This window comes from Leptospira perdikensis (genome assembly GCF_004769575.1).
Taxonomy (GTDB): Bacteria; Spirochaetota; Leptospiria; order Leptospirales; family Leptospiraceae; genus Leptospira_A; species Leptospira_A perdikensis.
Map to the genome: position 1 here is coordinate 184,887 of NZ_RQGA01000001.1, position 10,610 is coordinate 195,496.

Genomic DNA, 10,610 nt, shown 5'->3' on the forward strand with positions numbered 1-10,610 from the left:
AACAGGATAATAATATTAATGAAAATTCGATATATTATTTTATATATTTTAATAACAATTTTGAGTGCATCCATCCCTCTATACCATTATAATAAACATTTTGGTTCTAACATCCTAATAGACAACGCTGTCTGGGGACAGTTTGGAGATTTTGTTGGAGGTACACTCAACCCATTCCTTACCTTCGTAACCTTCATAACGATACTTTTTACATTAAGGGCCCAATTAGAAGAAAATAAAAAGAATGAATTAGAAAGACAGATTACTGAAATAACTAATGCATTAGATTTACTTGAAAACACAATTCAACCAAAACTTGAGCATATATTATTTCGTAACTATACATTACCACATAAAGATAAATATAGATATCAAATGGCAGAAAGTTTAAGCTCAGATTTAAAACTTTGTATAAGATTGCTTATGCAAATCAAAGAAAAACAACTTGACAACTCTTTAATTTCTTTCTATACACATAAGTACAAAGAAATCATAGGTATTCTAAAACACAAAGGATATCTCGAATATGATTTAGAACATTATTTGGAAACCCGCTGAAGAATAGATTGGTTGTTTCAATTGCGACTTTGAAAAAATAAGGTTTACTTAAACTTTATTTACATGGATTTGCCTTGTGACTTGGTAATGAACCTTTTCACCGTTAGCAAAGTCCGAAGAAAGTATTTTAAGCGGTATTTTTTATGGAACTAAAATTAAATCGAACTGATGAAGAAATTTTAGCTTTGTTTAAATCATTAAATTCGGTAGAGACTGTAGCAAATATCTTAGAAGTAAGTCCCAAAATCCTAAACTACTACACCTTTAAATCAGAAAATTATCAAAAATTTTTTATACGAAAAAAAAACGGAAAACCTAGAACAATATATTCTCCAAATACTAACATAAAGATCCTGCAACAAAAACTATTATACATTTTTAATCTGCTTTATAAACCAAATCAATACGCTTACGGCTATATAAAAGAAAGAAACATTGTTGATAATGCAAATAAACATCTTAAAAAAAAATTCATTCTTAATGTAGATTTATCAGATTACTTTCCAAGTATTACATACAGAAGAGTAATAGGATATTTAGTGAAAAATCTGAAAATAGAAAATACTGCAGCTAGAATAATTACAAAATTGATTTGCGTTGAAGATGAAAAAAACACATTTCTTCCCCAAGGAGGTGTTACTTCGCCACTAATTTCAAATTTTATATCTGAAAATTTAGATAAAGATTTATCCTATTATCTAAAGCGGTTTCGTTGCGAATATACAAGATATGCAGATGATCTTACAATTTCAAGTGAAGACTTAAAGTTTCCAGATAAAATAGCAGTAGAAGACCAATTCAGACAGGTATGGCTTCATAATGATTTTGAACGCATAATCAAAAAAAACGGTTTTGAAGTAAATTATGAAAAAATTAGATTACGAAAACCTAACCAAAGACAAACCGTCACAGGATTAATCGTAAATGGTAGCAAACCAAACGTTAAAAGAAGTTATATTCGAAATTTAAGATCTATTCTTTATAATTGGGAAACAAAGGGCTATACTCATATTCAAACTGCCTATGAGTTAAAATATCGAAAATTCGATAATGCAGAATTTAAACCAATCCCAAAGATTGAGAATGTCATCGATGGTAAGCTAAATTTTTTATCTATGGTAAAAGGGAAAGATGATGAAATCTATCTCAAACTAAAAAAAAGATTTCTAAAATTAAAGGCAACGTTAGACGATGTTTAGCTTCGCATAACAGCGACTTAACGCTTCGCTTCGGGACTAGCCCTCGCTCGGTCTACGACACATTCCCCTTCTGTCACTCGCTCGCACACGCAAGCTACGTGCCAGTCCCTAACGTCCCGCCGGGACTCAGGGTCGGGAAACGTCGTTAAGTCTAGTTCGTTATACGAAATTTTTGAAATACATATAAAAGGAAACTAAAATGGCAGACATTCTAAAAATGTTAACTAGGGCATCTAGCACGGCAACTGCTAGAATAAAAAATAAGAGTGCTTTGAATCCAATACTCTGGCTAATAGGGATCGTAACGCTACCGTCTTTCGGTCTCACAGTTATAATCAATACACTTTGGCTACAAATCTTCTTCGTTTGCATTGGCGGACTTCCAATACTTATAGCTATTTTTTCTTATATTTATTTTATGTTTACATCACCTGACTATTTGAGATCAGAAGAATTCCATATAAAAAAATATGCAACTGAAATGATAGGTGCGAAAGGACAAGAATTTTCTGCTAATGCAGATCACCTAGTTTCAATTGCAAATCCATTTCTCTTAGAAGGAGAAACAATTGAAAATGAGGAAAGTAAATGAGAGCATACATTCTTTCTTATGATCGAAATCCTTCAAAATATGATTACAAATCAATTCACAGTAAAATAACAAAAAATCCAATGATCAAAAACTGGTCTCACTACTTAAACTCGAGCTACATATTAATCTCAGAAAATAATGTTAATGAGTTGTCAGATTATATAAGGAAAGTAATGCCAAAGCATAGATTTTTACTTTTAGAAGTTGACTTAAGAAAATCTAACGGATGGCTGCCTCAGGAAGCTTGGGATTGGATTAACAAAAATAAAATATTATGAAATATCAGTCTATCTAACTCAAAAACTTCGTATAACAGCGACTTAACGCTTCGCTTCGGGACAGGCCCTCGCTCGGTCTACGACACATTCCCCTTCTGTCACTCGCCTGCATACGCAAGCTACGTGCCAGTCCCTAACGTCCCTCCGGGACTCAGGGTCGGGGAACGTCGTTAAGTCTAGTTCGTTATACGAAATCGCAAAAGCCTATTCTAAAAACGGACAAAAAAACGATTTGACTTATCTCAATTTGAGATAATCATGACAGCTGTGCACGTTATTAGTTGGAAGAAATTAGATGATTTCATTACTAAACATCCAAATTCGGAATCTTCCCTCAAAAGTTGGTATAAATTAGTTAAAAACACTAATTTTAAAGATTTTAATGAATTAAGAATGGTTTTTAATTCTGTTGATCAAGTTGGTAAACTTACTGTATTCAATATAAGTGGAAACCACTTTAGATTAATCGCAGCAATTCACTTCAATAGACAAAAAGTTTTTGTTCGAAACGTTTTAACTCATAATGAATATGACAAAGGAAAATGGAAAAAGGAGAATATATGATTCTAGAAATTGAAAAAGTTAAGAATGTTTGGCATGATGTTAAAGATATTCTCTCTGTTCCTCATACTGAAAAACAATATCGGAAATTAGTTAAAGTTTTAGATGAGCTCATCGATGAAGTTGGGAATGATGAAAAACATCAATTAGCTCCGCTCCTAGAAACTGTGGGTAATTTAATTGAAGAATATGAAAATGATCACTTTATACAACCAAATGCTGAACCAATAGAAGTCTTAAAGTTTCTTATGGAAGAAAACAACTTAACCCAAAAGGATTTAAATATTTTAGGTAGTCAGGGTGTTGTTTCTGAAATTCTTAACGGAAAAAGAGATTTAAATGTTAGACAAATTAAAGCTCTAGCAGAAAAGTTCAGAGTCTCTCCATCTGTTTTCATTTAAACTTTATATTTGCGACTTCGTATAACAGCGACTTAACGCTTCACTTCGGGACAAGCCCTCGCTCGGTCTACGACACATTCCCCTTCTGTCACTCGCCTGCATTCGCAAGCTACGTGCCAGTCCCTAACGTCCCGTCCCGGGACTCAGGGTCGGGAAACGTCGTTAAGTCTAGTTCGTTATACGCAAAGCGCAAACAAATTAAAAAAAGAGAATAAAATATGAATTTTGATGAACTTATAGATTCAATAAAAGCTAAACTTTACGAAAGAATTTCTAATCCGTTTCTCTTTTCCTTTACATTACTTTTGATCTCTATCAACTGGAGATTCTTTTATAAGCTCTATCTATCGGACAGCATATCATCAATAGATGAATTTCTAGCTAAAAATCCATTTAAAATTTTAGAGCCGGCTTTATACTCTTTAGCTTACGTAATCATAACCCCACTTCTTACACTTTTCTCAGAACCATATTCCGAACTTATAAAAACCATAACACTTTATGCAAGAAACTATCTACGAAAAAAATACCAAGAACAAGAAATGTCTACAATTGAAGAAATAGAAAATAAATATATAAATGAAATTCAAGCTCTTAGGGAAAAGTTGAGCCTAGAAAAAGCGGACTATATGAATATTTCTAATTCTTTAATAAAGCTATTTAAAACAGAAAATTCAATACCTGATGACGTTGACATTCAATTTTTTCAATGTTCAAATGATTTGATGATTGGTGATGTTGCTTTAAATCTACATAATCAAGCGATAAGGGAAAGTGCTAGCTCTGGAAACCCAATAATTGGACTAGTTATCGGAAAAGCAGGAACTAATTATGTGTATGTTGCAAGAAAAGGTAAAATAGAATCAAGTTTGTTAGACCTAAGAATAATACAGAACATTAGTAGACCAGGACAATATTATCTATCACGGACTACTTTCAGTAGACTTGAAGAACTACCAGCAAATGCTATAGGAAGCTTCCAAATCATTGGAGAGCTTAACGAAGACGGTTCCTTTTGTATCTCGCTCTCAAGTCTATCAAAAAAATAACATATCCAACTTGCGCTCAGCGTATAACAGCGACTAACCGCTTCACTTCGGGACTTGCGCCCTCGTTCGGTCTCCGACACATAGGCTTTTGTCACTCCTCTTGCTAACGCAAGCGTCGTGCCAATCCCTAACGTCCCCTCCGGGGACTCAGGGCCAGCCTACGTCGGTTAGTCTAGTTCGTTATGCGTAATTTTTCAAACTTCAAATACAGAGACAATAAATGAGACTCCCTATCTATTTAACAGTATGCATTTTTACTGCATGTAGTTCACTAACTATCATTTCTCCAGGAATTAACTCAGACAATAGATTAAATAAACTTACTGATATAAAATTCGATGAAGCGTCTTTTTACGGCTCTAGTTTTTATCAAGCGAATGGATTCTTTATAAATCAACAAAATCTTGAAGATATCATAAACGACCCAAACAATATTGTGGATAATAGCATTAAAGAAAGTTTCCAACAAAATATAAACGAAAATGATGTTATCATCCTTGCGGAATTCTGTTTTGATAAAGATAAATTTAAATCAAATATTTTGGATTTTGATCAATATAATTTCAAACTAAACAACACACCTTTCTCCAAAAAGCTAGAAGTCTTCTATCTTTACTCGGCTAAAAAAAGAGGTACTTTGTATGTGATTGAACAACCTTTGCTTGTATATGATAAGCATCCTAATCAAAAAAATATCATAAAAACTAGTGCAGAATTTATTTCATGCTCTAGGTCGATTATAAATTTCAAAAATATAAAATTAGCTGAAGGATCGAACAAATTTGAAATAATTACTCCAAGATCCTCTCAAATCTTCTTCGATTTTACGATCAAAAACGGGATATTCCAGTCTTTTCAAAATGAAAATGCAGATTCAAAAATTGGAATAAGCCCTTACCCAATGAAATGAAAAACTACGCATAACCGCGACTTAACGCTTCGCTTCGGGACGGGCCCTCGCTCGGTCTACGACACATTCCCCTTCTGTCACTCGTTCGCATCCGCAAACTCCGTGCCAGTCCCTAACGTCCCGTCCGGGACTCAGGGTCGGGAAACGTCGTTAAGTCTAGTTCGTTATACGACATTAAATAAAAACTATGAGAAAAATTACGATAATCTTATTTAGCATTCTAGTTTTAACAATTACTGTTAATGCGCAAGAGCCGAAGCAAATTAATTCGAATAATCTTAAAGAAAGAATTCTAGAAATTGAAAAAACATTAGAAGAGACAAAAACTAGAAATTCCAAGGAAGATTTAGAAAGTAGATTACAATATTCTATTGAAATTATACAAAGCCAAGACGCCAGATTTTCTTCTATTTCAGCACTTTTTGGGATAATTTCTATTGTGCTTGGGATATACACCTTAGCTATCCCATTTCTAACTTATGTGATCGCGATACGACCAGCAAGAGCAACAATTGGAAAGCTAAAAACAGATCTCCATTCGTTTTTTCAAGACTATGAAAGTAATCAAATTGATAAATCGATAGAAAACTTAGCCAGTAATGATGTCCAAATAATGAAAAATGCAGAACTTTATCTTTCTCTGAATCAACATTATAAATTTAACGAAAAACAGTTATTTTCTTTATTTGATCTTCTAGAAAAAGGTATCGAAGACTCTGCACAAAATATAGTTAAAATTATAATATTTGGAAATAAATGCAAATATGCAGATAAGCTGTATTACAATTTAATAAATAATGGATATAACGCCTCTAACGACTATTTAATAGCGAAATATTTAGCTATTAACGGACTTAATAGTCATAAGAATGAAATCAGAAACTATATATCAATCAGCCAATATAAGCAAAATGTTTATTTTAGTTTAGCAAATAATTTACTAATATATTCATCAAAAGAATTAATAAAATTGCTAAACGAAGACGAAATAATTAGTATTTTTAATAAAACAGAGCATGAAAGTATAATAAAAACATTTAATTCATATTTTAAAAGCAAACCCATATATTCGGCTTTCAGTAATACAAAATTGTATAACTTATTTAACGGCGTATAACAGCGACTTAACGCTTCGCTTCGGGACAAGCCCTCGCTTGGTCTGCGACACATTCCTCTTCTGTCACTCGCTCGCACACGCAAGCTACGTGCCAGTCCCTAACGTCCCTCCGGGACTCAGGGTCGAGGAACGTCGTTAAGTCTAATTCGTTATCTGCAATGCCGTTAAACTAAATATTTAAACTTAATAAAATGAACACTTGGCTAGAAGACATCAAACAAGCACTTAAAAATCTAAATGGAATAGCTGAATACAAATTAATATATGAAGAAGTAGCTAAGATAAGAAAAGATCCATTACCTGAAAGTTGGCAAGCAATCATAAGAAGAACTATCGAAACATCTTCATCTGATTCTGATGCATTTGATAAAAAGAAAGATTTATTTTTTTCCGTTGAAGGAAAGGGAAAAGGCATATGGGGCTTAAGGGAATACGCTAATAAAAAAATTAAACTCGCAGTTGATATTAACGAACCGAATGAAAACACTACATTACGCCACAACATTTCAGTATATCGAATACTAAGAGATACATATCTTGCCAGAGAATTAAAACTTTTATATTCAGACCAATGTCAAATTTGTACAGTAACATTGAATTTAAATGATGATCAATCATATTCAGAAGCACATCATGTCAAACCATTAGGAATGCCACATAACGGACCAGACTCATCAGACAACTTAATAATTGTTTGTCCAAATTGTCATGTAAAACTGGATTATGGTGCACTTGAGTTAAGAAATATACCAATTTTAAAACATTCGATTAATTCCGAATATATCTATTACCACAATAACGAAATTTTCGGAAAACTATAACGGCACAGCAGATAACAGCAACTTAACGCTGCGCTTCGGGACTTACGCCCTCGCTTGGTCTGCGACACATTTCCCTTCTGTCACTCGTTTGCATCCGCAAACTCCGTGCCAGTCCCTAACGTCCCGCCGGGACTCAGGGTCGGGAAACGTCGTTAAGTCTAGTTCGTTATACGCCATTGCTAAAAAATTAAAAATTACCAATAAATACGGAATCAGCGTGACTAATACAGGAAAAGACTATGAACTTTTTGTCAAAAGCTTACAGCAAGCAATCTTAAATTCTGAAAGCGTAGCAACTCAAAAGAATATTGTTATTGAGGTGAATAAAAAGCTTATTGATGACTGCCAAATTGAAAGAGAATTTGATTTATATTGGGAATATGAATTAGGTGGATTGATATATAAAACCATAATTGAATGCAAAGACTATAATTCTAAAATCTCGGTAGATAAAATAGACGCGTTAATTGGAAAAGTAAGGGATCTTCCCGATATCAAAGCTGTCTTCGCCACAAAACAGGGATACCAATCTGGAGCACAGAAAAAAGCAGCAAGAAACAAAATTGAATTATTGATAGTAAGAGAACAAAATGATACAGACTGGAGAGATTCAGAAGGCCGCCCATTAATTAAAAAAATCATAATAAACATGTTTATTTGTTTACCTGCAAGTATAAATCATTTTCTGCCTACAGTAGATTCTAAATGGCTAGAAGAAAATAATAAACAAAATATAGACTCATCTTTTTCATTAACTGGATTGGATAAAGATATAATTATTGAAGATATTGGAAGATCAGATAAATATTCACTTTATGATCTATCATATAGACTTTCAAATATTGACGGAAAAAGAATAGGGACCTTCGAAGAACCGATTAACTTTGACAATGCTTTTCTGATTTATAAAGAATTAAAATTAAAAATAAAATCAATTTTACTTAATTACTCTATCCATAAACCTATCGAAAATCCAATAGAAATAGACTTTTCAAAAGAATTGGAAGGTGTTATCGAATATTTAGAAAGAGGAAAAAAGAAAACAATTTTTAAAAATGGAAAAATACGCAACTTTTAGCAACGTCGTATAACAGCGACTTAACGCTTCGCTTCGGGACTAGCCCTCGCTCGGTCTACGACACATTCCCCTTCTGTCACTCGCTCGCACACGCAAGCTACGTGCCAGTCCCTAACGTCTCTCCGAGACTCAGGGTCGGGGAACGTCGTTAAGTCTAGTTCGTTATGCGAAATGAAAATAATTTTTTTTAATATGATATTATGACATTAATAATTTGTAAAAAAATTGATAATCAAATTATTATCAAGAGCGATACTTTGATTGCAGGTCCTGATAAATTTACAATTAAGGATAATACGTATCAAGGTTTAAAAGTATTCTTTATTGGTAAATTATTTTGTTTAGCCTACTCAGGAACTCAAGAATATGCCCATCGAATAATTAAAATTGTAAACGAAAAACACAAAACATTTAAAAATGCAATAGAAATGGCAGAATTTATTTGTAGTTTAAAGGATAATCATTTTAATAAAGATTCAACTGTTATACGAGAATTTCCTGATTTTATAATTGTCTCTTCTGAAATAAATGAAAAGATAATTGAAATAAAAGGTAACTGCAAACCTAAAGAAAAGGATAATTCTTCCTGGATTGGAAGTTTTAAAGGTTTTGAAAATTTCCAAAAAAATTTTAATAATAAAGAAATCAAAAAATCAATTGATGAAAATTTCCATTATTCCTTCAATAAAGTTATAGAAAATGATGAAATTTCTGATGTAGGTGGTAACTTAGTTACGATAATCTGTGATCGAAAAGGATTTCGATATCAACCCTATTTGCAATTAACGAGCCCAAATTATATTGTGGAACCACCTATTCCATCAAAAGATGATCCAAATTGGGCGACTATTCAGTGGGGCTCTGATGTGACAGGTGGTTTTGGTTTTACGACAGTAACACCAGTAGAATTCTCAATGAATAGTTTTGGAATTTATTATTTCCAAGGAAAATTCGGATTTCTTTTTTATTGCGATATAGAAAATGATCGATGTGAAAAATTAACTGCATGTGCTTCGAATGTAGAGGAATTTATAAATATTCTATTTGAAGAAACAAAAATTAATTTCGAGTATTGTGGATCACTAAGTTAGTTAACAATATAATTTTAGTCAATATTTTCACTTCGCATAACAGCATCTTCCCGCTACGTTTCGGGACGAGCCCTCACTCGGCCTGCGGCAAATTTTCCGCTCCCCTAACGCCTTCTACGAAGGCTCAGGGCGGAAAACTTCGGGAAGACTAGTTCGTTATACGCAAGCCAGAAAAAACCTTTTGGTGAAGGTAAAAAATTAGAGGAAAAGCTCCAAAATACAGTCAAATATATGTATTGACATACATATCATTTGGATATAAGATCTAAGTGTGGAATTTGAATGGGATTCTAAGAAAAATCAAGATAATCTAGAGAAACATGGCGTAGACTTTTATACTGCCCAACTTGCTTTTCTTGATAAAAATAGAATTATTACAAAAGACATTTTGCATTCTACTGAAACAGAAGAACGATTCTTCTGTTTTGGTTTAGTTTCAGATGGAATTATCACTGTTCGGTTTACCTTAAGAGGGAAAAACATTAGAATCTATGGGGCTGGATTCTGGAGAGAGGGAAAGAAACTGTATGAAAAAGAAAACAAACTACACTAAAACTCCTAATGATATCGCGAAAGCTATCAATTCTTCTATGGTTATCAATGATTTCTTACCTCCTCCGGATAAGTTGATTACAAAAGAGGATAATTCAAAAGTTACCATTTTATTGAGTAAAAAAAGTATTAGCTTTTTCAAAGCTCAATCTAAAAAATCTGGTGTTCCTTATCAATCGATGATCAAAAAGGTTTTAGATTTATATGCTGATAGATTTGCCCACAAGTAAGATTAAATTATTCCTATCTATCTGTATTTAATTTTAAATCAGAAAGTATAAGAAGAATATTTAGAAAGAAAAACCAATTTATGCATTCTGGCCAGCGTATAACAGCGACTTAACGCTTCGCTTCGGGACTAGCCCTCGCTCGGTCTGCGACACATTCCTCTTCTGTCACTCGC

Annotated in this window: 14 protein-coding genes; all 14 read left to right on the forward strand. The window is 33.1% G+C overall.

Going from position 1 to position 10,610, the window contains the following annotated elements; all coding sequences use genetic code 11:
• Positions 1 to 18: 18 nt before the first annotated feature.
• Positions 19 to 558, forward strand: a complete 540-nt coding sequence (locus tag EHQ49_RS00885; RefSeq protein ID WP_135575413.1) for a hypothetical protein — start codon at positions 19 to 21, stop codon at positions 556 to 558.
• 143 nt (positions 559 to 701) lie between these two features.
• On the forward strand, positions 702 to 1,757 hold the full coding sequence (locus EHQ49_RS00890; RefSeq protein ID WP_135575415.1) for a reverse transcriptase domain-containing protein: 1,056 nt from the start codon (positions 702 to 704) through the stop codon (positions 1,755 to 1,757).
• Positions 1,758 to 1,956: 199 nt separating this feature from the next.
• On the forward strand, positions 1,957 to 2,349 hold the full coding sequence (locus tag EHQ49_RS00895) for a hypothetical protein (protein ID WP_135575417.1): 393 nt from the start codon (positions 1,957 to 1,959) through the stop codon (positions 2,347 to 2,349).
• Positions 2,346 to 2,627, forward strand: coding sequence for a hypothetical protein (locus EHQ49_RS00900; protein ID WP_135575419.1), 282 nt, complete (start codon positions 2,346 to 2,348; stop codon positions 2,625 to 2,627). The genes EHQ49_RS00895 and EHQ49_RS00900 overlap by 4 nt, the downstream gene beginning before the upstream one ends.
• Before the next feature lie 267 nt (positions 2,628 to 2,894).
• Entirely contained in the window at positions 2,895 to 3,191 is a 297-nt protein-coding gene (locus EHQ49_RS00905) for a type II toxin-antitoxin system HigB family toxin (protein ID WP_208732139.1), read from the forward strand.
• Positions 3,188 to 3,589: a helix-turn-helix domain-containing protein gene (locus EHQ49_RS00910; RefSeq protein WP_135575452.1), complete on the forward strand. Its 402-nt coding sequence runs from the start codon at positions 3,188 to 3,190 to the stop codon at positions 3,587 to 3,589. The genes EHQ49_RS00905 and EHQ49_RS00910 overlap by 4 nt, the downstream gene beginning before the upstream one ends.
• 218 nt (positions 3,590 to 3,807) lie before the next feature.
• The gene (locus EHQ49_RS00915) at positions 3,808 to 4,638 is read left to right on the forward strand and encodes a hypothetical protein (protein ID WP_135575423.1); all 831 of its coding nucleotides are present in this window, start codon (positions 3,808 to 3,810) and stop codon (positions 4,636 to 4,638) included.
• A 220-nt stretch (positions 4,639 to 4,858) separates the two neighbouring features.
• The gene (locus tag EHQ49_RS00920) at positions 4,859 to 5,548 is read left to right on the forward strand and encodes a hypothetical protein (RefSeq protein WP_135575425.1); all 690 of its coding nucleotides are present in this window, start codon (positions 4,859 to 4,861) and stop codon (positions 5,546 to 5,548) included.
• Positions 5,549 to 5,735: 187 nt separating this feature from the next.
• Positions 5,736 to 6,665 (forward strand): hypothetical protein, encoded by a 930-nt coding sequence (locus EHQ49_RS00925; RefSeq protein ID WP_135575427.1) that lies wholly within the window; start codon positions 5,736 to 5,738, stop codon positions 6,663 to 6,665.
• A 191-nt stretch (positions 6,666 to 6,856) separates the two neighbouring features.
• Positions 6,857 to 7,486, forward strand: a complete 630-nt coding sequence (locus EHQ49_RS00930) for an HNH endonuclease (protein ID WP_135575429.1) — start codon at positions 6,857 to 6,859, stop codon at positions 7,484 to 7,486.
• Positions 7,487 to 7,703: 217 nt separating this feature from the next.
• Positions 7,704 to 8,564, forward strand: coding sequence for a restriction endonuclease (locus EHQ49_RS00935; protein ID WP_135575454.1), 861 nt, complete (start codon positions 7,704 to 7,706; stop codon positions 8,562 to 8,564).
• A 200-nt stretch (positions 8,565 to 8,764) separates the two neighbouring features.
• A complete protein-coding gene (locus EHQ49_RS00940; RefSeq protein ID WP_135575431.1) occupies positions 8,765 to 9,655 on the forward strand; it encodes a hypothetical protein in 891 nt (296 codons plus the stop codon).
• 271 nt (positions 9,656 to 9,926) lie between these two features.
• Complete coding sequence (locus EHQ49_RS00945; RefSeq protein ID WP_135575433.1) at positions 9,927 to 10,208, forward strand: BrnT family toxin; 282 nt, start codon at positions 9,927 to 9,929, stop codon at positions 10,206 to 10,208.
• A complete protein-coding gene (locus EHQ49_RS18785) occupies positions 10,183 to 10,437 on the forward strand; it encodes a CopG family transcriptional regulator (RefSeq protein ID WP_244241287.1) in 255 nt (84 codons plus the stop codon). The genes EHQ49_RS00945 and EHQ49_RS18785 overlap by 26 nt, the downstream gene beginning before the upstream one ends.
• Positions 10,438 to 10,610 lie beyond the last annotated feature (173 nt).

Coding starts and splice junctions, on each gene's coding strand:
- EHQ49_RS18785 (WP_244241287.1), top strand. CDS start 10,183: ATGAAAAAGAAAACAAACTACACTAAAACTCCTAATGATATCGCGAAA.
- EHQ49_RS00885 (WP_135575413.1), top strand. CDS start 19: ATGAAAATTCGATATATTATTTTATATATTTTAATAACAATTTTGAGT.
- EHQ49_RS00895 (WP_135575417.1), top strand. CDS start 1,957: ATGGCAGACATTCTAAAAATGTTAACTAGGGCATCTAGCACGGCAACT.
- EHQ49_RS00910 (WP_135575452.1), top strand. CDS start 3,188: ATGATTCTAGAAATTGAAAAAGTTAAGAATGTTTGGCATGATGTTAAA.
- EHQ49_RS00900 (WP_135575419.1), top strand. CDS start 2,346: ATGAGAGCATACATTCTTTCTTATGATCGAAATCCTTCAAAATATGAT.
- EHQ49_RS00890 (WP_135575415.1), top strand. CDS start 702: ATGGAACTAAAATTAAATCGAACTGATGAAGAAATTTTAGCTTTGTTT.
- EHQ49_RS00940 (WP_135575431.1), top strand. CDS start 8,765: ATGACATTAATAATTTGTAAAAAAATTGATAATCAAATTATTATCAAG.
- EHQ49_RS00930 (WP_135575429.1), top strand. CDS start 6,857: ATGAACACTTGGCTAGAAGACATCAAACAAGCACTTAAAAATCTAAAT.
- EHQ49_RS00920 (WP_135575425.1), top strand. CDS start 4,859: ATGAGACTCCCTATCTATTTAACAGTATGCATTTTTACTGCATGTAGT.
- EHQ49_RS00915 (WP_135575423.1), top strand. CDS start 3,808: ATGAATTTTGATGAACTTATAGATTCAATAAAAGCTAAACTTTACGAA.
- EHQ49_RS00925 (WP_135575427.1), top strand. CDS start 5,736: ATGAGAAAAATTACGATAATCTTATTTAGCATTCTAGTTTTAACAATT.